The organism is Paenibacillus apiarius (assembly GCF_017052585.1).
Classification (GTDB): Bacteria; Bacillota; Bacilli; order Paenibacillales; family Paenibacillaceae; genus Paenibacillus_B; species Paenibacillus_B apiarius.
Window position 1 is genome coordinate 374,974 of the sequence record NZ_JAFFHZ010000001.1, and the last position, 23,593, is coordinate 398,566.

At 53.3% G+C, this 23,593-nt stretch carries 15 protein-coding genes and 2 pseudogenes; 8 read left to right on the forward strand and 9 right to left on the reverse strand.

Translation table 11 applies throughout. From position 1 onward, the window contains the following. Nucleotides 1-97 precede the first annotated feature (97 nt). Nucleotides 98-289, forward strand: coding sequence for a glycosyltransferase (locus JSQ80_RS29665; protein WP_336245697.1), 192 nt, complete (start codon nt 98-100; stop codon nt 287-289). Further along, nucleotides 247-1,032 carry a tetratricopeptide repeat-containing glycosyltransferase gene (locus JSQ80_RS01835; RefSeq protein WP_336245830.1) on the forward strand — a complete coding sequence of 262 codons (786 nt, stop codon included), beginning with the start codon at nt 247-249 and terminating at the stop codon, nt 1,030-1,032. The genes JSQ80_RS29665 and JSQ80_RS01835 overlap by 43 nt, the downstream gene beginning before the upstream one ends. A 130-nt stretch (nt 1,033-1,162) precedes the next feature. On the opposite strand, the gene JSQ80_RS01840 is transcribed toward JSQ80_RS01835, so the two are convergent. Continuing rightward, entirely contained in the window at nt 1,163-1,429 is a 267-nt protein-coding gene (locus JSQ80_RS01840) for a zf-TFIIB domain-containing protein (RefSeq protein WP_206094126.1), read from the reverse strand. 536 nt (nt 1,430-1,965) lie between these two features. Between JSQ80_RS01840 and JSQ80_RS01845 the strand changes: the two genes are divergently transcribed. After that, nucleotides 1,966-2,562: a DJ-1/PfpI family protein gene (locus JSQ80_RS01845; RefSeq protein WP_336245831.1), complete on the forward strand. Its 597-nt coding sequence runs from the start codon at nt 1,966-1,968 to the stop codon at nt 2,560-2,562. Nucleotides 2,563-2,649: 87 nt separating this feature from the next. On the opposite strand, the gene JSQ80_RS01850 is transcribed toward JSQ80_RS01845, so the two are convergent. The 6 genes from JSQ80_RS01850 to JSQ80_RS01875 all read right to left on the reverse strand — a co-directional run bounded on the left by JSQ80_RS01850 (nt 2,650) and on the right by JSQ80_RS01875 (nt 12,703). After that, nucleotides 2,650-3,078: a PaaI family thioesterase gene (locus JSQ80_RS01850; RefSeq protein WP_206094128.1), complete on the reverse strand. Its 429-nt coding sequence runs from the start codon at nt 3,076-3,078 to the stop codon at nt 2,650-2,652. A 57-nt stretch (nt 3,079-3,135) separates the two neighbouring features. Continuing rightward, on the reverse strand, nt 3,136-4,815 hold the full coding sequence (locus tag JSQ80_RS01855; RefSeq protein WP_206094129.1) for an AMP-binding protein: 1,680 nt from the start codon (nt 4,813-4,815) through the stop codon (nt 3,136-3,138). A 35-nt stretch (nt 4,816-4,850) separates the two neighbouring features. After that, nucleotides 4,851-6,629 (reverse strand): acyl-CoA dehydrogenase family protein, encoded by a 1,779-nt coding sequence (locus JSQ80_RS01860; protein WP_272491061.1) that lies wholly within the window; start codon nt 6,627-6,629, stop codon nt 4,851-4,853. A gap of 27 nt (nt 6,630-6,656) precedes the next feature. Next, nucleotides 6,657-7,838 (reverse strand): acetyl-CoA C-acyltransferase, encoded by a 1,182-nt coding sequence (locus tag JSQ80_RS01865; RefSeq protein WP_087433492.1) that lies wholly within the window; start codon nt 7,836-7,838, stop codon nt 6,657-6,659. Nucleotides 7,839-7,872: 34 nt separating this feature from the next. Continuing rightward, nucleotides 7,873-10,269 (reverse strand): 3-hydroxyacyl-CoA dehydrogenase/enoyl-CoA hydratase family protein, encoded by a 2,397-nt coding sequence (locus JSQ80_RS01870; protein ID WP_206094131.1) that lies wholly within the window; start codon nt 10,267-10,269, stop codon nt 7,873-7,875. A 259-nt stretch (nt 10,270-10,528) separates the two neighbouring features. After that, complete coding sequence (locus JSQ80_RS01875) at nt 10,529-12,703, reverse strand: (Fe-S)-binding protein (RefSeq protein ID WP_206094132.1); 2,175 nt, start codon at nt 12,701-12,703, stop codon at nt 10,529-10,531. Between the two features lie 208 nt (nt 12,704-12,911). Here JSQ80_RS01875 and JSQ80_RS01880 point away from each other — a divergent pair, with 208 nt between their 5' ends. The 4 genes from JSQ80_RS01880 (at nt 12,912) to JSQ80_RS01895 (ending at nt 19,319) form a co-directional block, all read left to right on the forward strand. Then, nucleotides 12,912-13,496, forward strand: a complete 585-nt coding sequence (locus JSQ80_RS01880; RefSeq protein ID WP_087433489.1) for a TetR/AcrR family transcriptional regulator — start codon at nt 12,912-12,914, stop codon at nt 13,494-13,496. A gap of 129 nt (nt 13,497-13,625) precedes the next feature. Beyond that, on the forward strand, nt 13,626-14,384 hold the full coding sequence (locus tag JSQ80_RS01885; RefSeq protein ID WP_206094133.1) for an electron transfer flavoprotein subunit beta/FixA family protein: 759 nt from the start codon (nt 13,626-13,628) through the stop codon (nt 14,382-14,384). A gap of 49 nt (nt 14,385-14,433) precedes the next feature. After that, the gene (locus JSQ80_RS01890) at nt 14,434-15,414 is read left to right on the forward strand and encodes an electron transfer flavoprotein subunit alpha/FixB family protein (protein ID WP_206094134.1); all 981 of its coding nucleotides are present in this window, start codon (nt 14,434-14,436) and stop codon (nt 15,412-15,414) included. 731 nt (nt 15,415-16,145) lie between these two features. After that, nucleotides 16,146-19,319: a bifunctional cytochrome P450/NADPH--P450 reductase gene (locus tag JSQ80_RS01895; RefSeq protein ID WP_206094135.1), complete on the forward strand. Its 3,174-nt coding sequence runs from the start codon at nt 16,146-16,148 to the stop codon at nt 19,317-19,319. 327 nt (nt 19,320-19,646) lie between these two features. On the opposite strand, the pseudogene JSQ80_RS01900 reads toward JSQ80_RS01895, so the two are convergent. After that, nucleotides 19,647-21,008 (reverse strand): annotated as a pseudogene (locus JSQ80_RS01900) (IS1182 family transposase); the annotation flags it as partial. Between the two features lie 447 nt (nt 21,009-21,455). Here JSQ80_RS01900 and JSQ80_RS01905 point away from each other — a divergent pair. Further along, nucleotides 21,456-22,724 carry a hypothetical protein gene (locus JSQ80_RS01905; protein WP_206094136.1) on the forward strand — a complete coding sequence of 423 codons (1,269 nt, stop codon included), beginning with the start codon at nt 21,456-21,458 and terminating at the stop codon, nt 22,722-22,724. Nucleotides 22,725-22,967: 243 nt separating this feature from the next. Here JSQ80_RS01905 and JSQ80_RS01910 read toward each other — a convergent pair. Further along, a pseudogene (locus tag JSQ80_RS01910) lies at nt 22,968-23,488 on the reverse strand (CbrC family protein). Between the last annotated feature and the right edge of the window lie 105 nt (nt 23,489-23,593).

A 23,593-nucleotide genomic window follows, 5' to 3' on the forward strand; every position in this document is an offset into this window, starting at 1 on the left:
TTTGATTTGCATGAAAGCTCCCTTATTGAGGTACATAGTCGAAGGAATAGAATATGTATATGTAAGACGTGATGAAGATATGGGACGGAGTGATTCAATGGCAACCATAAGCTTATGCATGATAGTCCGAAATGAAGAGGATACGCTTGAACGCTGCCTCCCCTCTGTTGCCAATTTGGCAGATGAAATCATCATTGTTGACACCGGTTCGACCGATTTACAACTCGAATTTACGATTTTGAATGGATCGAAGATTTTGCAGCGGCCCGCAATTACACCTTCAGTCTAGCGACGATGGATTACATTCTATGGCTGGATGCAGACGATATTTTTAGGGAACGGGACCGCCAGAAGCTGTCTGCTTTCAAACGCACGCTTGAGCCGACGGTCGACTCCGTCACGATGGAATATCATCTGGATTTTGACGAGTACGGAAACGTGACTGCCCGCAACCGGCGCAATCGGCTCGTCAAGCGGACCAACGGGTTTCGATGGGTAGGCAAAGTTCATGAATACCTTGAAGTCTGGGGCAGCATCATAAACAGCGATATCGCCGTTACCCATGTCAGCGTCCGGAACGACAGTGATCGGAACATACGAATATATGAAACCGCATTGGCACGCGGGGAAGCGCTATCGCCACGGGACTTGTACTATTACGCCAATGAGTTGAAGGACAATGGGAGATACCTAGAGGCCATCGATTATTATGAAAAGTTTATGTCAACGGGGCAAGGCTGGATCGAAGATGTCCTCTCCTCTTGCGGAAAAATGGCGGACTGCTACCATGCGCTGGAGGACACCGAACGGGAACTTGAATGCGCCCTTCGTTCTTTTCGATACGCTGCGCCGCTCGCTGAATTTTGCTGTCGTCTCGGATATTATTTTTTGCAGAGAAATGATATAGACGCCTCGATTTTTTGGTACAATGTCGCCGCAAATTTGGAACAGCCTAAGGAAAACCTGGGCTTTGCGAATGTTGCCTGCTCGACATGGTTCCCCCATTTGCAGCTGTGCGTCATCTCATCATGAATGCCGCCAGTGTTCTTGCCAGAACAAAAAAAATCCTAATGCTACGGAAGCAGGCAGGATGCCCATTTCCAATAACAGAAGGATTCATTAGACAGGATGCTTTTTTAATCGAATATATCTCCAAGCCGGTCTAGGACGCTTTTCTTTTTTTGTGCTTATAGTGCGGCGGATATCCGGCATTCGGGTTATGATGGGGATAATCTGACTTCTGCGGACGCCGGTCGTCTTCATCATACCACTCCTTGTACACTTTACGCTCTTCCCTTACGTCGGACATGAGCTTCTCCAGCTCGCCTCTATCCAGCCATACTCCCTTGCAATCCGGGCATACATCAATCACTACGCCCTCTTTTTCAACTTCACGCATACGGACATTGTTGCAAATCGGACAATTCATCGAACATCCCTCCATTTATCGTTAAGAATGAAAAAAGACCTCTGCCAAGCAATCGGCAAAGGTCTGTTATCATCCATATAGAATCCTTCACCTAAGGCTGGCAAAGGTCTTGCTTACAACGGAATACGTTGCCAATAAAGCCGGGGCATGCACCCGAATTGACGACTTTACTGTAGTAGCTACTCCCCTTCTACACAGAAGCGCTATTCAATTAATCACATTATAGAGTTGCTTAGTCTGAATGTCAATCACAGATATGTAAACTACTTCCGTATTCTCTTAATATAAGCGATGCTGTTTCCATTATTTATTCAAAATTTGTTCTTATTTCATAGCCCTATATAGTCATGCTTTGAGGTAAATAGTCAGATAAAATGACTCCATGCAACCGATCAATTACATAATAAGGAGGAAATGCATTGAAACAACTCTTTCGTTCCATTCTTATCATTGCCGTACTTATTTTCACATTAGGGGGAAGCGGATGGAGTAAGACGGCACTTGCCTCCGCTCATGCCATTGGAGGGGAAAGCTCTGTGCAACATGTAGGAATTTTATTGTTTAACGACGTGGAAGTTCTCGATTTCGCAGGACCCTTTGAAGTATTTGCCGTTACGGGCCAGACGCTCACTACTGCATCCAGTCCTTTTCTAGTAAAAACGGTGTCGGAAGACGGCAAGCTCGTTACCGCACGCAACGGGTTGAAGTTACAGCCCGATTACAGTTATGCTGACGCGCCTCAATTTGATATCTTGATCATTCCGGGAGGACCGGGCAGCCGAACTGAAATGTATAACAAAGCTACGATTAAGTGGGTGCAGGAACGCATGGATAAGGTGGACATCATGGCCTCCGTATGCACCGGCGCGTTAATATTGGCGGAAGCCGGCCTGCTGGACGGCAAGACGGTTACAACCCATTGGAACTCCTATGATCGCTTGGAAAGCGACTATCTGAGCCTCACAGTGAAGCGAAACGTAAAATTCGTCGATGAAGGCAAAATTGTCACATCAGGAGGAATTTCCGCCGGCATCAATATGTCATTCCATCTCGTAAAACGGCTGCTTGGGAAAGAGGTTGCTGCAAATACGGCTAAAATGATGGAATATGATATCGATCTTGATCAAATCTGATCAATGAAAAATAACGCCCCTGACAAATACTCTGTTCAGGGGCGTTATAACGCTTTTAAGCGAGTGGTAATTGGCGCTGCGCAACCGTCAAATAACGCGGAACGTTGCCGTGGCAAGCGAACCGAGTTGTCCATCCGGGCCGAACACCTGCCCGGTGCACGTAATCGTTCGGCGCGTTTCGTGCGCAATGTCAGCCGTGACGCGAAGCTCGCCTGCATGCAGCGGCGCGACAAAATGGACGTTCAAGTTCGATGTCACCGTATTCTGGCCGGGACGCGCCAGCATCGTGACCAGTCCCATCGCGTTGTCCAATAGAGAAGACACTACGCCGCCGTGCACGATGCCGATCGAGTTCAAATGGTGAAGCCCGGCGTCAAGCTTCAGGACAACCCGCTCGGACGACGCCGACACCATCTCACAGCCTAGATATTCCCAGAATGTACCCCGTGCCTGTTCAAAGAGCTTATCAAATTGCGAGCTCCCGACGGATAAAGGTACCGCCGCTTGCTTATTCATACAGGTCTCACCTCCGCTCCACTCCTTCGTTCGTTTTCATTGCATTGGCCGCAGCTTCTATCGCTTCAACAGCATTTCTTCTTCTTCGAGAAGCTTCCGGCGCAGCACCTTGCCTGCAATCGTCTTCGGCAGTTCGGTGCGGAATTCATACTGACGGGGCACTTTATAGGAAGCGAGACGCTCCCGGCACCAAAGATTGAGCTCCTCCTCGGATGGCGAGCAGTCCGGTCGCGAAATGATATATGCCTTAACTGTCTCGCCGCGATACGGATCGGGCACGCCAACCACAACAGCTTCCTGCACCTGCGGATGCTCGAACAGCACTTCCTCCACTTCACGCGGATAGATGTTGAAGCCGCCTGCGATAATCAAGTCTTTTTTCCGATCCATGATGGCGAAAAAACCATCCTCGTCCATCCGGGCCATATCGCCGGTATACAGCCAGCCGTCTTTGAGCGCCTTCATCGTCACCTCCGGCTTGCCCCAATACCCCTTCATCACTTGCGGACCGCGGACGGCAAGTTCGCCGACCTCACCCAGAGGCAGATCCTCTCCGGTAGAAGGATCGACTATTTTCGCTTCCGTATCCGGAAAAGGAATCCCGATCGATCCGTTTTTACGCGCCCCCCATAACAGGTTCGCATGCGTAATCGGCGAAGCCTCCGTCAATCCATATCCTTCGATAAGCACGCAGCCCGTCAACGCCTCGAACCTCTCCTGCACCTCAAGCGGCAGCGATGCCGCGCCGCTAAGGCACATGCGGATGGAGGACAGATCGTATTCATGAATGTCGGGATGATTGATAAGCGCGATGTACATGGTCGGCGCTCCCGGGAACACGGTTGGCCGCAGCCGGTGAATCAAGCGCAGCACCTCGCCCGGTTCGAACTTCGGAACAAGCACGTTCATCCCCCGGCATAACGTGCACAGGTTCATCAATATCGTCATGCCGAACACGTGGAAAAAGGGAAGCGCTCCCAAAAATATTTCTTCGCCCCGCTTCATCTTGTAGAACCATGTCCCGGCTTGCATCGTATTGGCGACCAGATTCCCGTGGGTCAACATAACCCCTTTGGAGGTGCTCGTCGTGCCGCCTGTATACTGAAGCAGGGCCAAATCGTTCTCCGCGTCGACCTCGACGCAGGAGAAACGAGGCGGGACACTCTTCAGCAGCGCGTTGAAGGCATGGACATCGTCTCCGTACGCCACTTCGGCTGTATGCCCGCTCCGCCTCGCCTTAATCGGATACAGCACATTTTTAGGAAACGGCAAGTAGTCCTTGATGGAAGTTACGATGATGTGGCGCAGCTTCGTGCGTGCCTGTACGGCACGCACGCGCGGGAATAAAGCGTCAAGAGTGACAATGGCCATGGCGCCGGAGTCGGCCAGTTGAAGCTCTAGCTCACGCTCCTTGTACAGCGGATTCGTGAGCACGGCGACACAACCGGCCATCAGCGTGCCGTAATAGGCAATGACGGTCTGGGGACAGTTGGGCAGCATAATCGCCACCCGTTCCTTCCGGGTGATTCCAAGGCGCGCAAGCGCATTGGCGAAGCGGCAGCTCTCCTCATGCAGCCGCTCGTAGCGCAGCTGCTTCCCCATGAATTCGAGCGCGGGACGCTGCGGACAATCCCGCGCCGCATTGATAAGAAATTGGGCGACATTATGTCGCGGGTAGTCATACGTCGGGTCGATTTCCTGCGGGTAATGACGGAGCCATGGCTTCTCCAATGGCATACCAAACCATCCCTTTCTCGCGGAATTCCCGCGTATTACGAGACCGCGTATTTTTCCGACTGGATGACACGTGCCGCGATTTCACGCTTCATGCTGACAGAGTCTATCGGTGAGTTTTTAGCCAGCTTTTTCAGAATGGACAACTGCGTGCGCAGCATGTCGCCCGACTCCATAGCCGCCAGCGATTCCTTGGCGATTCGTTCGATGTCGGCAAACGCTTCATGCACATAGACGGTCGTCATCTGCACGGCCAGCTTCGCCTTCGCCTCGCCGCCCTTGGCTATCAGCTTGCGCGTGCGCAGCAGGACGCTCTCCATCGCATATACCGCAATCATCAGATCGGCGAGGTTGCTGAGTATTTCCTGCTGTTTTTCCAATGCAGGGCCGTACTTCTGCGCCGCCAAGCCGCCGATCATGAGAAATACTTTTTTCGCCATGGATACCAGGTGTCCCTCTTGCTCCAACACGCCGCCCGAATCCGGAACGGATACGATCGACATCAGATCGGATTGCAGCGCCTGCGCCTTTTGCATGAGCGGAAGCTCGCCTTTGGCCGCTTTCTTGAGCAGCGTGCCCGGTATGAGCAGGCGGTTGATTTCGTTCGTGCCCTCGAAGATGCGATTGATCCGGGAATCACGGTAGATGCGCTCGATTTTGTATTCTTGGGTAAAGCCGTAGCCGCCGTGAATTTGCACGCCTTCGTCGGCAACGAAGTCGAGCGCCTCGGAAGCAAACACTTTGTTGATGGAGCACTCGAGCGCATATTCGGCAATGCCCTTGGCCGACAGCTGGCCTGAGTCCGGCTGCTGATGATCGATGTCCTTGAGCGCGGCGTCAACCAAGCCGGACGTGCGGTACACCATGCACTCCGTCACATACGTGCGGATGTTCATCTCCGCAAGCTTCTTGCCGATGAGCGGGAAGGATGTGAGCGCCTTGCCGAACTGTGTGCGCTCATTCGCGTATTTCGCGCTCAGCTCGATCGCTTCCTTCGCTGCGCCAAGGCAGCCCGCACCCAACTTGAAGCGCCCTATGTTCAAGATGTTGAACGCAATGACGTGGCCGCGGCCAATCTCGCCAAGCAGGTTCTCCACCGGCACTTTGACGTCTTCGAAAAAGAGCGGACAGGTAGAAGATCCTTTAATGCCCATCTTCTTCTCTTCCGGACCGATCGTGAACCCTTCCATCCCTCTTTCCACGATAAAGGCGGTGAAATCTTTGCCGTCAACCTTCGCGTACACGATGAAAATATCGGCGAAGCCCGCATTCGTAATGAAAATTTTAGAGCCGTTCAACACATAATGGCTGCCATCCTCCGATAGCTTTGCCGTCGTCTTCGCGCCCAGAGCGTCCGATCCCGATGACGGTTCCGTAAGGCAATAAGCGGCGATTTTCGCACCTGTCGCCAAGTCTGGCAAGTATTTGCTCTTCTGCTCTGGCGTGCCGAAGAACACGATCGGCAGCGTCCCGATACCGACATGCGCGCCAATCGACAGTGCGAAGCCGGACGCCTTCGTAAGTGTCTCGCCGATAAGCGTCGAGCTCACCTTGTCGAGCCCGAGGCCGCCGTACTCCTCCGGAATGTCGGCGCCGAGCAAGCCGAGCTCCCCGGCTTTGCGCATCAGCTTTACCGTCAGCTCATAGTCCAATTTCTCCAATGCTTCGTCGTTAGGCAGCACTTCTCCTTCTACATAATCGCGGGTCGTTTCCACCATCATGCGCTGCTCTTCGCTGAAATCCTCCGGCGTAACAATCGCTTCCGGTTCCACATCCTCAATCACAAAGCTGCCGCCTTTGATCTTCGTTTCCAACATGGCCATCTTCCTTTCCAAAATGATTGATTAGGCAAACACTTCAAACACGCCGGCGGCTCCCATTCCCCCGCCGATGCACATCGAGACGACGCCGTAGCCGCCGCCACGGCGGCGCAGTTCATGCACGAGCGTCGCCGTCAGCTTCGAACCCGTGCAGCCGAGCGGGTGGCCGAGCGCAATCGCGCCCCCGTTCACATTCACTTTGCTCTCATCCAGCTCCAACTGGCGGATGATGTGAATGCATTGCGAGGCGAACGCTTCATTCACCTCGAACAGGTCCACTTGCTCCTGCGTAATGCCGGCCATGCGCAGCGCCTTCGGGATCGCTTCAACAGGGCCTACGCCCATGATCTCTGGCTCGACGCCGGCGAGCGCGAAGCTGCGGAATGCGGCCAGCGGCTGCAGGCCGAGCGCTTGCGCCCGTTCGGCGCTCATCAGCACGCAAGCCGCCGCGCCATCGCTCATCTGCGAGCTGTTCCCCGCCGTTACGCTGCCTCTCGCGGCGAACGCCGGCTTCAGCCGGGCAAGAGCTTCCGGCGTCGTATCCGGCCGGACGCCTTCGTCCATGTCGAACATGATGTCCTTCTCCCATGGACGGCCGTCGGCGCCTACGCCTTTTTGGGACGTATTCACAGGCACGATCTCGTCGCGGAACTTCCCATCCGCGATGGCAGCCGCCGCCTTGCGGTGGCTGTCCGCCGCGAAGCGGTCCTGATCCTCGCGGCTGATGCCGAACCGTGTCGCTACATTCTCCGCGGTATATCCCATGCCCATATACACCTCCGGCATCTCGGACACAAGCTTCGGATGCGGCGACAACTTGAATCCGGTCATTGGAACCGCGCTCATGCTCTCTATGCCCCCGGCCACGATCGTCTCGGCGGAGCCGGCCCTGATTCGTTCCGCAGCGAACGCTATCGACTGCAGGCCTGACGAACAGAAACGGTTAATCGTCACCGCAGGCACAGCCTCCGGATAGCCGGCATACAGCGATACGATGCGCGCCATATTCAACCCCTGTTCGCCTTCCGGCATCGCACAGCCGATAATGACATCCTCGATCTCCGACTTGCTCAAGCCCGGCGCGCGCCGAACCGCCTCATCCAGCACGATGCGGCCCAGATCCTCGGCGCGCGTGTGCGCGAGGCTTCCCTTCTTTGCCTTGCCAACTGGCGTACGCGCCATAGATACAATGACTGCCTCTTTCATTGCAATCTCACCTCATTCATAGTTTGGAAGGTCGTTAGTTACGCAGCGGCTTGCCTTTGGCCAGCATATGCTGCATGCGCGCCTGCGTCTTCGGCTCGCCGCACAGGCTCAAAAATGCTTCCCGCTCCAAATCGAGCATGTACTGCTCGGTCACAAGGCTGTTCGCCGGCACATTGCCGCCCGCGAGCACATGCGCGAGCTTGTTCGCGATAAGCCGGTCATGATCCGAAATGTACCCGCCGAGATGCATCGTATAGGCTCCCAGCTCCAGCACGGCCTTGCCCGGCTCTCCGATGACGCGGATGCGCTCCTCTTCCTGCGGCTCGTATCCCGCGCGGTCCATTGCCAGCACGGCCATCTTCGCTTCATGTATACGGCGGTCCTGATTAATGACGACGGAATCGCCCGGTCCCATGTACCCTAGCCGCTTCGTATCATAGCCGCTCGTCGACACCTTCGCCAATGCGACCGTCTCGAAATACCCGCTCACGAACGGCTGCAAATCAGCGTCCGTATGGCCCGCCATCCGGCTTGAGCGCAAGGCCAATTCCTTGCAGCCTCCGCCTCCCGGAATTAGGCCGACACCCGTCTCCACCAATCCGAAATACGTTTCCGCCGAGAAAATGATCTTGTCGGCAGGCAAGCACGCTTCCACCCCGCCGCCGAGCGTCATTTGATGCGGCGCCGCCACGACCGGTTTTTCCAGCCTCTTGAGCGTCAGCATGGTGCTCTGGAACTGGCGGATAATGAGGTCTATCTCATCCCATTCCTCTTCCTGCGCCTCCATCAACAGCAGCATCACGTTCGCGCCGACGCAGAAGTGGCGTCCTTCGTTCGCCACGACGAGTCCGCGGTAATTGCGGCGCACCTCGTCGACGCTCTTCTGTATCATCGTCAGTATGTCGGCACCGATGGCGTTGTTCGGCGAATGGAATTCAAGACATGCGACACCGTCGCCGATATCAATTAAGCTGGCGCCCGGATTGGACAGCACGACTTGATTCTGTTGCTTGAGCCCTCGCAGCGAAATATGCTCGGCCGGTATCTCAAGCTCGCTCCAGTCCCCATTGCGGACATAGAAGCTTCTATTGTCCCGCTGCTCATAAAATCCGGTATGGCCGGCGTCTATCCAGGCACGCACCCACTCCGGCAGCGTATCGCCCTCGGCCTCCATGCGTGTGGCGGTCGATGCCAAGCCAATCGCATCCCATATCTCGAACGGACCGAGATCCCAGTTGAAGCCCCACTTCATGGCGTTGTCGATATCGGCTATCGTGTCCGCGATCTCGCCCAGCTTGTGCGCCGCATAGAGCAGCACTGGCTTGAGCGTGTTCCAAGCCAGCTCGGAATACCGGTCCTTCGTCCCGAGAAGCGCCCTGATTTTATTGGCTGCGCCCTTCGCGGTCTTGGCCGCTTCGAGCGAAGCCGAAGAGACTTTGCGCGACGGCGCGTACTCCATCGTGTCGAAGCGGAGCGCATGTATTTCCTTGCCCGCCTCCGTCTTCACCTTCTTATAGAAGCCTTGACCCTGCTTCTCGCCGATCCAGCCAAGCTCCACCATCCGGTTCAGGACATCGGGAGCGCTAAACACGTCCTTCTCTGCCGTGGCAGCCGTCTGGCCATGCACGTTGGCCGCAACGTGGACGAACGTGTCGAGTCCGACGAGGTCAAGCGTGCGGAACGTGGCGCTCTTCGGCCGTCCCAAGGCCGGTCCGGTCACCGCATCGACTTCTTCGATCGTGTATCCCATTTCAAGCATGTTGCGCAGCGTAACGAGCAATCCGTAGGTGCCAATGCGGTTGGCTATGAAATTGGGCGTATCCTTGGCCACAACAACGCCTTTACCGAGGCGGCGCTCGCAGAATTCGTGCATGTACGACACAATTTCCGGATCGGTCGTTGCTCCCGGTATGATTTCAAGCAGCTTCATGTAACGCGGCGGATTGAAAAAATGAGTGCCCAAAAAATGACGCTTGAACTCTTCTCCGCATGAAGCAACCATGTCATTGATGGAAATGCCGGACGTGTTCGACGATACGATGGTGCCCGGCTTCCATACCCCCTCGATGCGCCCGAACAGCTCCTGCTTGACGTCAAGCCTTTCGACGACGACTTCAATAATCCAATCCACGTCGGCCAGCTTCGGAAGATCGTCCTCCAGATTGCCCGGCGTAATTCGTTCGGCAAATGCTTCGCTGTATAAAGGTGCCGGTTTTGTCTTTTTCAAACGTGTGATTGCATTAACGGCAAGACGGTTGCGCACGGCCGGGTGTTCAAGCGTAAGCCCCTTCTGCGCTTCTGCTTCCGTAAGCTGAGCCGGCACGAGGTCAAGCAAGAGACACCGAATGCCGGCGCCTGCCAAGTGGGCGGCGATCGCCGCTCCCATTACGCCGGAGCCGATAACGGCGGCGCGTTGAATCGGTTGGATCATATGCAGATTCCCTCCCAGATTGAAATGTTCTGTTTCAACATGATGAGATAAATGAATCTTTGTTGTTGACTTCTACTTGATGTCGTTGCTCTGGAATCGAGCGCTGTTGTTTGTGTGACGGGTCATTGATGATTGATTATATGGGTAGGTCGTTGATGGATTGTTGAGCTTAACCATTGCGGTTAATGATTCGTCGTGGTTGTTCATTCGATGTAGTCAATGATGTCAATGTGTTTTTTGCCTGCAAGACGGGTTGCGATTATACCGTGACGGGCTGCTTGTCGTCCGACCTTACCGGGCCAAAGACAGCCAATTCCAAAATTTCGGCGATATCTCGCGTCTGTACCGTTTCTTCCGCTTCCAGCAGCTTGGTGCCGTCTTCCATCATGGTGAGACAATACGGACAGGCCGATGAGATGACTGTCGGCTTCACAGCGAGCGCCTGTTCGGTGCGGGCCAGATTGACGCGCTTGCCGGCCGTTTCCTCCATCCACATCATGCCGCCGCCCGCTCCGCAGCACATGCCGTTCTCGCGGGTGCGCTCCATCTCCAGCAGGGTCACGCCCCGGATCGCCCGCAAAATGTTGCGCGGCTGATCGTAGACGCCGTTATATCGCCCCAGGTAGCACGAGTCGTGATACGTAATGCGCTCCTCCACTTCATGGCGCGGCATGAGACGCCCCGTGCCCAGCAACTCGTCGAGTAGCTCGCTGTGATGAAGCACCTCGGCTTCAAGGCCGAATTCCGGGTATTCATTTTTCAGCGTATTATAGGTGTGCGGGCAGGCGGTTACAATCTTGCGCACGTTGTACTTCTGGAACATGGCGATGTTCTCCTCGCACAGCTGCTGGAACAAAAACTCGTTGCCCAAGCGCCGCGGGGTGTCACCCGAGTTTTTTTCCTCGTTGCCAAGAATAGCGAAGTTCACGCCGGCTTCGTTCATGAGACGCACGAGCGAACGCGTCACCTTGCGGCTGCGATTGTCGTAAGAGCCCATTGAACCGACGAACAGCAAGATGTCGAATTCCGGGTTCTCCTTCACCGTCGGCACGTGCAGCACGCCTTCAGGATCGACTTCGCGCACCCACTTGGCGCGGTCGCTGCGGCTGATGCCCCACGGATTGCCTTGGCGTTCGATGTTCTGCAGCGCCCTCTGCCCGTCATGCGGCATGCTGCCTTGCGTCAGCACGAGATACCGGCGCATGTCGACGATCTTATCGACATGCTCATTGCCGACAGGGCACTGATCCTCGCAATTGCGGCAAGTCGTGCAAGCCCATATTTCGGCCTCGGACATGACGTCTCCGATAAGCTCCAGCTCGCCCGGCGCGCGGTCCGCCGCCGTCTGCCATGATGCGGCTTGCGCCCGCATCGTCGGTCCGATGTCGGTCATCCCATCCCCTTGCCATGCGCCGAGCTCCTGACCGTCGGTCTGCATGCCGTGCGTGTTGACAGCCGAGAAGGCGAATGACGGCATCCAAGGCGAACGCGAGGTGACAGCCGCTCCTTTTTCCGTCAAGTGATCCCGCAGTTTGACGATCATGTGCATCGGCGACAGCCATTTACCCGTTCCGGCAGCCGGGCAGACGTTCGTGCAGCGCCCGCATTCGACGCAGGCGTACAGATCAAGCAGCTGCTTCTGGGTGAAGTCCTCCACCTTGCCGGCGCCGAACGATTCCGCTTCTTCGTTTTCGAGATCGAGCTTGCGGAGACGTCCGGTCGGTTCGGTGCGCCGGAGCAGCAGATTGACCGGTGCCGACAGCAGATGAAAATGCTTGCTCTGCGGCACATAGACGAGAAACGCGAGCAGGATAAGCAGATGCGCCCACCAGAATGTGATATACAGCGCCTCCGCCGCATTCTGGGACATGCCGGAAAATAGCATTGCTATCAGGGACGCTATGGGCGCGTATAGAGACTGTCCCGCCCCTTCGACCAGGCGATGGAACGCCATAGTCAGCAAGACGGAGAGCATAAGCGAGAAGATGAAGAACACAACGATGGAAGGTTTCCATCCGCGCTTCAACCGCTCCAGCTTCTCGCCGTACCGGCGGTAAGCGGCATAGCCCATGGCGATAAGCACGAGCGCCACCGTTATTTCCTGCAGCAGCTCGAACGCCGCATAGCCCGGAATCGGAAGCGGCCGGCCGGCCAGTCCTTTATAGATAATATCCAGCGCACCCAATTGCAAAATGATAAAGCCGTAAAAAATGACAACGTGCATCAGACCGCTCTTCTTGTCCTTCAGCAGCTTCGTCTGGCCGAACACTTGAACGGCGAACTCGCGCAAGTGATGCTTCGCGCGCCCGTTCCAATCCACCGGCTGTCCCAGCTTGATGTACATGTACCGGTGGATGACCGCTTTGGCGAACCAATAGACGCCTAGTCCCGTGACGGCCAAAAACAGAACGAGCTGCACAATCGCTCCCGGCATCGGAACCATCTCCTTTCCCCTTTTGCAAATGAATGAACATATCGCAAGAAACGCTTCCAATCCGCTGATACCGCATGTCCCCGGCTGGATGAACACCCGCTTTTTCATCCAATCATTGACAAGGTTCGGGTTCTATTTTATGATATCAGCAGAAAATGAATGAGCGTTCATTCATTTGTATTCCACATTTTAGCACTGAGGTGATTCCATGGCAAGTCAGAAAAAAGAAAAATATACCCAAATCCTCGATGCAGCTGTCAAAGTTTTTGCAGAAAACGGTTTTCACCGTTCGCAAGTGTCCAGGATTGCCAAAACGGCCGGGGTCGCTGACGGTACTATTTATTTATATTTCAAACGAAAGGAGGATATCCTCATTTCTTTGTTCCGCGAGAAGCTGGGCGAGCTTGTCGCCAAGTTTCACGCGAGCCTCGAAGAAACGACAGGAGCCAAAGAAGCGCTGCGCAAGGTATGCGAAATCCATTTTAACGAGCTTGAAAAAAATCCAGATTTGGCTTTCGTGACGCAGATTGAGCTTAGACAAAGCTCGCTGGAGCTGCGCAAGGAAATCGGAAAGACAATCAAGCCATACATTGTGCTCATTGAACAAATTTTGCTGCGCGGCATCGAAGAGAAAGTGTTTCGTCCCGATTTGGACGTAAAGCTTACCCGTCTTCTCATATTCGGTTCCATGGATGAGGTAGTGACCTCATGGCTCATTTCCGGGCAGAAGTACTCCCTCGTCGGACAGTTGGACGGAACGATTGGCTTTTTTCTAAGAGGGCTGGAGGCTTAGCAACGAGCGTTAGCACGTCAATTCATGTGTTATCTCCATAAGGAAAGTATGACCAACCGGCAAATCCCTTCATAGAGTTTGCACTTTCCACTTTCCTTCATGGTAAAAAAGCGAAAGGGGCAATGAACGATGAATATTATCGTATTAGTCAAGCAGACGTTCGATACGGAGGAAAAGATCTTCATCGAAGAAGGAGGCGTCGTCGAAGACGGTGTCAAATTCGTGCTTAATCCCTATGATGAGTATGCAGTGGAAGAAGCGATCCGCATCCGCGAGGACAAAGGCGGCAAAGTGACCGTCGTATCCGCCGGTCCCGAGCGGACGGCTGAAGCGCTGCGCACGGCGCTCGCCATGGGCGCCGACGAGGCCGTGCTGCTGAACGACGAGCGCATCGGCGCAGATGAGCACGCGGTTGCGCAGGCGCTGGCCGCTTTCGTCGGCACGGAGCCGTACGACCTTGTCTTAGGCGGCAATTTTTCCGTGGATAACGGCGCGGGGCAAGTGGCCGTAAGACTGGCGAAGCTGCTCGGCATCCCGCATGCGTCGGCCATTACGAAGCTGGACATCGCAGACGGACGCGCCGTGTGCTCCCGCGACGCCGAGGGAGACACGGAGGTCGTCGAGCTGCCGCTTCCGGCGCTATTTACGGCCCAGCAAGGGCTGAACGAGCCGCGTTATCCTTCGCTGCAAGGCATTATGAAGGCGAAGAAGAAGCCGTTCCGCGAGCTGACGCTGGACGACTTCGGCGTGACGGCCGAAGCGCGCACCGAGCGCGCCGAGCTGTCCCTGCCTCCGCAGCGCCAAGCAGGCAAGCTGATTTCCGGGGAACCGGCGGAGCAGGCGCAGGAGCTGTTCCGGCTGCTGCGCACGGAAGCTAAGGTTGTATGAAGCTGATTCCTATACCGGCAAGGCCCATATTCGAAGGAGGCGATTGACCATGTCAAGAACAATTCTTGTCGTAGCCGAACCGAAAGACGGAGCTCTTCGGCAGGTATCTTATGAAGCGATTGGCGCGGCCCGCACTGCTGCCGGCAACGGTGGAACCGTGGCCGCAGTAAGCATGGGTTCGGATGTGACCCGTTATGCAGGCGAATTAGCCGTTTACGGCGCGGATCATATTTACACCGTTGAGCATTCCGCTCTTATTCACTATCATCCTGAAGCTTATTTTGCCGCGCTGCAGGCAGTCGTGCAGGAAGTCCGCCCGGACGGCGTGTTCTTCGGCCATACCGCATGGGGCAAGGATCTTGCGCCCCAATTAGCTGCCGCGCTAAGCGCCGGCCAGATCTCTGACGTCATCTCCATGGAAACGGACGAGAACGGCGAAGTGCTGTTTAATCGTCCGATTTATGCAGGCAAGGCAATGGAAAAGAAAAAGTTTCTGTCGGCGCCGTGGATTGTCACCATCCGCCCGAATAACATTCCGCCTCTGGCAGCCGAAGCAGGCCGGACGGCGCCGGTGACAGCAGTCGCCTATCCGGAGCCGCCGCTTGCCGCAGTCATCCGCGAGGTTGTGCAAAATACCGCCGGCAAGATGGACCTGAGCGAAGCGAAGGTCATCGTCTCCGGCGGCCGGGGCGTCCGCAGCGCCGAAGGCTTCCAGCCTCTGGAGGAACTCGCGGCCGTGCTGGGCGGCGCCGTCGGCGCTTCCCGCGGCGCTTGCGATGCGAATTATTGCGATTATGCCCTGCAGATCGGCCAGACCGGCAAGGTCGTGACGCCGGAGCTGTATATCGCCTGCGGGATCAGCGGCGCGATTCAGCATTTGGCCGGCATGAGCCAGTCGCGCGTCATCATCGCGATTAACAAGGACCCGGAAGCGCCGATATTCCAAGTTGCCGATTACGGTATTGTAGGCGACTTGTTCGAAGTCGTGCCGCTCTTGACCGAGCAGTTCAAGCAGGCGCTGCAGACATAAGGTTGTAACTTCTCCGTCTCCATCCATTCGATCTATTATTTCATACAAAAAGGGGCGTCCGCCAGCTTAGTTAGTTGGCTTAGGACGCCCCTTTTATCCTAGTACTTTTTTACCATTAACTATGGTAACGCATCGTTCTCCTGAAATACTCCTGTTCCAAAAATAGTTGTGACTCAGGCGGTGGAGGCTGCGAATAACTCCCGCACTGCAGTCACTTTTTTTCTGGTTTGTTCCCCACCCCTGCTTCATTCCCCATTTCTGAATGCTCTCACTCATGTGATGAATGTTGTTCTTCAACACGGTCGAAGCTTGTTTTCATTGGAAAACGTACAGCAGAAAGAACAGGTTAAGCTGCTCAACGGCATCCAGAATTTTATACAGTAGATTCGGCTGTTTCTCGGCGATTGAGCCCGATAAGTGTCAAACCATTGGATGAACTCCAATGGAACCTGCCATAAGCGATTTACACGGCTGATTCCATTGGACAGAATCCAAGGGCGTCTAAGGAAAACGTCTAACCTGCGTCCTCGAACCATCTCATCAACAGACCGTCGGTAGCATAATAGCATGTTTGATGGGCGCCCCCTATGTTAGTATATAACAGCCGTTTTTGACGTCCCTTCAGCGATCTGATCCCCTCTTCAATTCGGATAATATTAACAATTGAGGGGATATTAAGATATCGCGGATTCTATACTCATCTTATTCCAACACAAGGGAGGCCAATTGCTATGACCATTACCATTCCACAGCCAAAAACGTTCGGACCGCTGGGCAACTTGCCCCAAATCAACCTGGAGGCGCCTGTTCAGTCACTCGTAAAGCTGGCTGAGGAGTATGGGACGATATTTCGCATGGATTTGCCGGGCAGAAGTGAGATCTTCATCTCGGGTCACGAGTTGGTGGAAGATGCTTGTGACGAGTCCCGATTCGACAAAAAAGTGTGGGCGCCTCTGCAGAAGGTGCGTGCATTCACCAAGGATGGCTTGTTCACGGCCGAGACGGAGGAGCCCAATTGGCAGAAGGCGCACCACATTTTGCTTCCGAGCTTCAGCCAGACGGCCATGCGCGGATATCACGAGATGATGGTGGATTTGGCGGTACAGCTGATTCAAAAATGGGGGCGGCTGAATCCGGATGAAAGCGTGAATGTGCCGGAAGACATGACCCGCCTGACTTTGGACACCATCGGGCTGTGCGGCTTCAACTACCGTTTCAACAGCTTTTACAGAGAACAACAGCATCCTTTCATTACAAGCATGGTTCGGGCGCTGGATGAAGCGATGAGCCAGCTGCAACGCCTGGGCATTCAAGATAAGCTGATGGTTATTACGAAACGCCAGTTCATGCACGACATGCAGGCCATGTTTTCATTGGTGGATAGAATCATTGCGGAGCGCAAGGCCCATGGCGATCAGGGCGGGAATGATTTGTTAGCCCATATGCTGAACGGAAAAGATCCGGAGACCGGAGAAGCGCTGGATGATGAAAACATCCGCTATCAGATCATTACGTTTCTGATTGCCGGGCACGAAACGACAAGCGGATTGTTGTCCTTCGCATTGTATTTCCTGTTGAAGAACCCCGATAAGCTTCACAAGGCATATGAGGAGGTCGATCGCGTTCTCACGGAACCGGTTCCGTCTTATACCGAGGTAAGGAATTTGAAATACATCCGCATGATTTTGAGTGAATCGCTGCGCCTGTGGCCCACGGCCCCTGCCTTCGCCTTATATGCCAAGGAAGACACGTTGCTGGCCGGCAAATACCCATTGAAGCAAGGGGAAAGCGTCAACGTGCTGATTCCCAAGCTGCACCGGGATACCGAAGTATGGGGAGAGGATGTCGAAGAGTTCCGTCCGGAGCGGTTCGAGGATCCGAGCCGGATTCCTCATCATGCCTATAAACCGTTCGGCAACGGACAACGGGCGTGCATCGGGCAGCAGTTTGCCCTTCAAGAGGCGACCCTTGTCCTCGGGATGGTTCTGAAGCATTTTGAGATTATCGATCATTCCCAGTACCAATTGAAGGTCAAGGAAACATTGACGCTGAAGCCCGATGGGTTCACGATGCGGGTGCGTCCCCGTGGCGGACAAGTCGGCTATGCGATCGCAGGCGCAGCAGAGACACATGCGCCGGAACAGAAAGCGGCTGAACAAGCTTCCCCCAATCCGGTGGAGGCTCACAATACCCCTCTGCTGGTGCTGTACGGCTCCAATCTCGGCACGGCTGAAGGAATTGCCCGGGAAATGGCGGATTCGGCGCGGTATCAAGGATTTCGAAGCGAGGTCGCGCCGTTGAACGAATATGTGGGAAAATTGCCGAAGCAGGGCGCCGTTTATATTGTATCGGCATCTTATAACGGCAAACCGCCAAGCAATGCGCACAAATTTGTCCAATGGCTGCAGGAAGTGGAGCCTGGGGAGCTGGAGGGGGTGCGTTATGCCGTCTTTGGCTGCGGGGACCACAACTGGGCCAGCACCTATCAGGAAGTTCCCCGCTTCATAGATGATCAGCTTGCGTCCAAGGGAGCAACGAGGCTTGCTTCGCGTGGCGAAGGAGACGCCAGCGGCGATTTCGAGATGCAGGTGGAGAGCTGGCGCGAGCATCTATGGCCGGATGTGATGACCGCGCTGGGTCTGAAGATAAATGAGAAGACGGAGAGGGAAAGCGGCACGCTCACCGTGCAGTACGTCAGCGGGTTCATTGGAACCCCGCTTGCCGAAACGTACGATGCGACGTATGCCAAGGTGGCGGAGAATCGCGAGCTGCAAGCGGAAGGCAGCGAGCGCAGCACTCGCCATATCGAAATCGCGCTTCCGGAGGGAATCTCCTACAAAGAGGGAGATCATGTGGGCGTGTTGCCTCGGAATCGGAAGGAGCTCATTGAACGTGTCTTGCGCCGATTCGGCATGGATGGCAACGACCATGTCGTGCTGAATGCGACCGGACGGAGTGCGGCTCACCTGCCGCTGGAGCGCCCGGTAAGCTTGCACGACCTGCTGAGTCATAGCGTGGAATTGCAGGAAGCGGCGACCCGGGCGCAGCTGCGGGAGCTGGCGGCGTTCACCGTGTGTCCGCCTCATAAGCGGGAACTTGATTCTTTGCTGGAGGAAGATGCGTACAAGGCCAATGTTCTTCAGAAACGGTTGACGATGCTTGATTTGCTGGAAAAATACGAAGCCTGTGAATTGCCGTTCGAACGCTTCTTGGAGCTGCTGCCGCCTCTGAAGGCGCGATACTATTCGATATCCAGTTCGCCGCGTGCGCAGCCTGGACAAGCCAGCATCACCGTCGCCGTCGTGCGCGGACCGGCATGGAGCGGCCAAGGCGAATACCGCGGGGTGGCTTCGAACTATCTTGCCGGGCAGCACCCGGGGGATGCAATCGTCATGTTCGTCCGAACGCCAGAGTCGGGCTTTGAGCTTCCCGAGAATCCAGAAGTCCCGATCATTATGGTCGGGCCAGGGACGGGGGTCGCGCCGTTTCGGGGATTCCTGCAGGCTCGCCGCGCGCTGAAAGAGGAAGGAAAAGCGCTTGGCGAAGCGCACCTCTATTTCGGATGCCGCAACGAAGCGGATGAGATCTACCGCGTGGAGCTGGAACGGTTCGAACACGAAGGACTGGTAAGGGTCCACACCGCATTTTCCCGGAAAGAAGGGCAGCCGAAGACGTATGTTCAGCATTTGATGCAGCAGCATGCGCAGGAAATCATCGGCATCTTGGATCGGGACGGGCGGCTCTATGTATGTGGAGATGGCAGCAAAATGGCTCCCGATGTCGAGGCCACCTTGCAACAAGCCTATCAAGACATACATCAAGCCAGCGAAGCGGAAGCGAAGCAATGGATGGAGCGCCTCCAGACCGAAGGGCTATACGCCAAGGATGTGTGGGCCGGCATTTAAAGACATGCAGTGGCAGAGCAGCCCAGGATGGTTAACCCTCGGCTGCTCTCGTTGATCCGGCGGGAGTACGGCTAGTCATGCATATAGAAGCAGTGGCGTATCTATTTTTCACGGTCACAAATGGGGCCAAATGTCCCTATTCTTACGGTATGGAAACGCGCAACCTGCTTTTCGATGGGGCAAAGCAGGAAAGGAGCCGACGAACTGCAAAAGTCAGACTGTTGAAAAATCGGTTTAAGCGGCAGAATTTAGAGCTAAAGGTTTCGATAAGTTCCTTAATTTGGTTAAAACAACAGGTGGAGTCTTTTGCTTCTGCCCACCTCCGACCTTTTGGGCCAGGTACCTGGCAATCTTTTTTACATTCTGGGCTATTGCGGTCATGAAAGCTTGTTCCTGCGTTTTAGCTCTCCCGCGGAACTTGCAGCGACGATATCCATGAAGCTCTTTTGCATCTGCAAAGCTTCGTTCTATCGTTTGAGGACGCAACTTATAGGCCGCCTCTCCGGAATGGGTTTTCCGGTACTGAGCGACCTTCTCTTTACTCTCTTCCCATATATGTCGTTCGATCTTACGTTGGTGGTTGGCCGATTTCGTACACTGATTGAGCAGGGGGCAGTTTGCACACTCCTGGGCATTTGACGTGTATTCCCGATACCCTTGTCGATTGGTAGTCGTATACATTAGCATTTTTCCTGCAGGACACAGGTAGCCATTTTCTTCCGCATGGTAGATAAACTGTTTCTTCGGAAAAATGTCAGGGGGCGTTGGAGCATTGCGTTCCGCGATAGCCGCAGCGATCTCTAGCTTTAGCGTCTGATCGCATATGTAAGGCGTCATGTACCCCGAATCCAGCGCGACGGCTTCCAGCGTCGATTGAAATGCAAAGGTTTGGATTTGTCGCTTGAGGCGTTCCACGTAGACGGCAGCGTCATTAACATGGCCAGGTGTCACATGGACATCGGTGATAATGTTATATTTATGGTCGACGGTGCGATGGTCGAGATAACAGAATGCCTCCGGTTTACCGCTTCGTTTCATCAGTCCGCACTCGGGATCGGTTTGACTTACTTTACGTGGTTTTTCCTCCCCGGAAGGCTTCCGGGGAGGAAGGGGCTTTTTTCCGTGGCTCTCTCGATCCTCGTTGATGGCCTTCTCTAATTCTTTTAGATAGTCATGAGGGGTCTCTTCGAGAACCTGCATCGTGTAGCGATTATTGTTAGCGTTGGCTCGAATATGAGTCGAATCGGTCACCAAGAGACGACCATCCACCATCTTATGGTTGATCGCCAGATGTACCATTTCATCAAAAATCTCTTGAAAGAGATTCGTATCTTTAAACCGATTATTCCGGTTCCAACTGATCGTCGAGTGATCGGGGACGCGATCGGAGAAACGCAGGCCAAGGAACCAGCGATAAGCAGCATTCGGAATGATTTCTTGCTCCAATTGACGTTCAGAGCGTATGCCGTACAAATATCCGATGAGCATCATTTTAAATAATACAACGGGGTCTAAGGCCGGTCGTCCCTTGGTTTCGCTATAGTAAGGCCGAACTTTTTCCCTGATAAAAGAGAAATCCACATATTTATCGATAAGGCGTAGCAGATGATCTTGAGGTACCAATAAATCCATGCAAATAAGTTCCATTTCATTATGAGCTTTGTTTTCGGACTGCTTGCTATTCAACAAGATCACCACACGCCTCTCATCCAAATTAATTACTGATATTGTATCATACTAATACGTTAGTGCACCGAAAAACACGGCTTTTTTCAACAGTCTGAAAAGTGCAGTTACTGTTGCGAAATACCGCCCTTTTTGGTGTTTAAACTGCAAATGTGCAGCTCAAAATGATAATTTTGCCATTTTTTATGATATTAAAGAAAAATAAACTGCACGATTGCAGTCCAGCGTGACGAAAGATGCAAAAAGGGAACTCACAAATGTATATTTGCAGTTGAAGCTGCTCCCTCCCGGTGTGTCATCACCCGTTCGACCACATCATAGAGTGTGCTTGGGGGATGCGGGAATCGGTGATACGTTTTACCATCGCTTTTGGCCTGTAAGTATTGAACATTTATTGCGTTCGAGCTGAACATGGTATGATGGAAGCATCATGTCAACGAGGTGCAAGGTATGGATATCACAATCAAAGAAATCATAGCTGCCACACGGCACAAATTTGGCTTAGACAATTACTATCTGCATTCTCACGAGCTATATCGGGACGTAAATGTGTTCAATGAGACGATCTACAGCTTGAGTATGGAATGGTATCCTTCACACATCATGGAGCAGGAAGAGGAAGGGCTGAATCCAGCGGGTACGGCAGTCATTCAGTATGACTTGGGTGCTCGCCAATATAAGAGTGTTATCTTTGTCCAAGGAAAGTCTTATGCCAATGGGCCAACTTATCAGGACATCAGCTTGGGTGAAATTATCAAATGGGTTGAGGCGGAAGCAGGGATTGTCTACGGCGAGCAGTTTCAACTATCGAAGGAAGAAGAAGGCGCATTCCATTTCAACGAGTGTGTGGACGGTATTCCCATCGCCCCCTCCGGACAGATCGAGATTCGATTCGATGAAGCTGGGAAGCTCGTACAATATTCGGTGTACGGACATTTTCCTCCCGCATCAATCATACAAGAAGAGACCTATTCGCTGTCCCTAGAAAATGTGGAGCCACTAGCCAAGAAGCAATTGCAGTTGATCGAGTATCCCGTAGACGAAGAACAGTGTCTCCTTCCGCTCTATGGAATCGAGGAAATCTATGTTACGAACGATGAAACGGGAACGCTACCATTTGAGTTCATTGTGCAAGCAAGATCACGTTTGAACATAGATAAGGTTATCGAGTGGGAGCTGCCGAGTACACAGCCGTTCGAGAGAAAAGACATGGATCGGCGCGAGGAAGTCACCATTGAACAAGCACTCGCATGTGAACCTCATCCGGACAGCTTCCCGATCACTGAGGCTGAGCAAGAGAAGTGTATTGCTGCGGTGAAAGAAGGATTGCGTCAACTCTATCCGAACGATTCCGGGCAATGGTTGCTCAAGACTTTGCATCGCGAAAAAGGCTATATTCAAGCGGTATTGCGAGAGAATACACCGACCAAGCGCGTGTTCCAGCGCAAGCTACTGTTGTTCATCGATGCCAACCGATATGAGGTCATTACTTATATGGATAACAAGCCATTGCTCAGCATGTTTGACGAGTTTCAGGCGCCAGAAGATGTTGACGTCAGTAAAGACGATGCCTATGCCAAGCTTAAGGAATTCATCGAATTAACGCCCGTCTATGTGTATGATCCAGGACAGAAGAAGTATGTGTTATGCGGGAAATTAGACTGTCAGTACGCTGTGAACGCATCCAGCGGAGAGGTCGTGGCGTTGGGGAGTTTGTAGAACTCAATCGGGGCTGCTGGTCCATAATTAAAGCTGTCAATTTCATCGCTTGTGTGAAAGAAGTCGAATACTACGACGGCTCCAAGTGGGAGAAAGTTTCTCCTAAAAAAATATTCGCGTAACCAAAAAGGTGGTAATTGATTTCCCAATTCCCACCTCAAATATTTGTTCTCTTTTTAGGCATGATCAAAATGCAATCTATACTGGCCACATTTTGGACATTGGAATAAATACAATCCGATATCATCTCCTATTTTGTTTACAGATAAGCCGTAATTCTCCTCTAAACCGTCTAATTTCATCTTGTAAATCCTCTTTCATGCCATGCAGTTCATTTTTATTCAAATATCCGATAAACATACAATATTCATCGCAATGACTTAACCACTGTGGCTCTTGCCTCGCTACGTAACCAGGCGTACGGAAGATTAATTCTTCTAAACTTTCATCATCAATACGCTCAACTTCTTCATAATCAATAAAATACATATACTCATTTGTATCATCATTGAACGTAACCGACAGCAGCTTATTTTTATATTCTACCGTTCCCTGTAAAACCCCATTGAAATCCTTAGTTGCTTTGCCATCATGAATACACCATGGACAAATATGATTTACGTCATCCATTGAATAAAAGGGTCCTGAATAAATGTAAGCGTGTCGTTGTTGCAAACCGCACAATTTTGTTTAGGTACTTTCTCAAATATACCGATACTAAATGCATTAGGATTATATTTAAAATTCGGCAAATTACTTCTCATAAGATATCCTTAAGCCCCCCGGATCCATTAGCAATAGGTTTTTTTTAGATTGATTTGATAGTATATAATTATCTATTAAGCTGTGTGTTAAAAGGCGGTGCACAA

Bases quoted from the DNA above. Each gene is read 5' to 3' on its own strand.
- JSQ80_RS01860 (WP_272491061.1), bottom strand. From the start codon at position 6,629: ATGTTGGAAACGAAGATCAAAGGCGGCAGCTTTGTGATTGAGGATGTG.
- JSQ80_RS01875 (WP_206094132.1), bottom strand. From the start codon at position 12,703: ATGCCGGGAGCGATTGTGCAGCTCGTTCTGTTTTTGGCCGTCACGGGA.
- JSQ80_RS01850 (WP_206094128.1), bottom strand. From the start codon at position 3,078: ATGAATAAGCAAGCGGCGGTACCTTTATCCGTCGGGAGCTCGCAATTT.
- JSQ80_RS29665 (WP_336245697.1), top strand. From the start codon at position 98: ATGGCAACCATAAGCTTATGCATGATAGTCCGAAATGAAGAGGATACG.
- JSQ80_RS01865 (WP_087433492.1), bottom strand. From the start codon at position 7,838: ATGAAAGAGGCAGTCATTGTATCTATGGCGCGTACGCCAGTTGGCAAG.
- JSQ80_RS01890 (WP_206094134.1), top strand. From the start codon at position 14,434: ATGTCAAGAACAATTCTTGTCGTAGCCGAACCGAAAGACGGAGCTCTT.
- JSQ80_RS01885 (WP_206094133.1), top strand. From the start codon at position 13,626: ATGAATATTATCGTATTAGTCAAGCAGACGTTCGATACGGAGGAAAAG.
- JSQ80_RS01870 (WP_206094131.1), bottom strand. From the start codon at position 10,269: ATGATCCAACCGATTCAACGCGCCGCCGTTATCGGCTCCGGCGTAATG.
- JSQ80_RS01905 (WP_206094136.1), top strand. From the start codon at position 21,456: ATGGATATCACAATCAAAGAAATCATAGCTGCCACACGGCACAAATTT.
- JSQ80_RS01880 (WP_087433489.1), top strand. From the start codon at position 12,912: ATGGCAAGTCAGAAAAAAGAAAAATATACCCAAATCCTCGATGCAGCT.
- JSQ80_RS01855 (WP_206094129.1), bottom strand. From the start codon at position 4,815: ATGCCATTGGAGAAGCCATGGCTCCGTCATTACCCGCAGGAAATCGAC.
- JSQ80_RS01895 (WP_206094135.1), top strand. From the start codon at position 16,146: ATGACCATTACCATTCCACAGCCAAAAACGTTCGGACCGCTGGGCAAC.
- JSQ80_RS01840 (WP_206094126.1), bottom strand. From the start codon at position 1,429: ATGAATTGTCCGATTTGCAACAATGTCCGTATGCGTGAAGTTGAAAAA.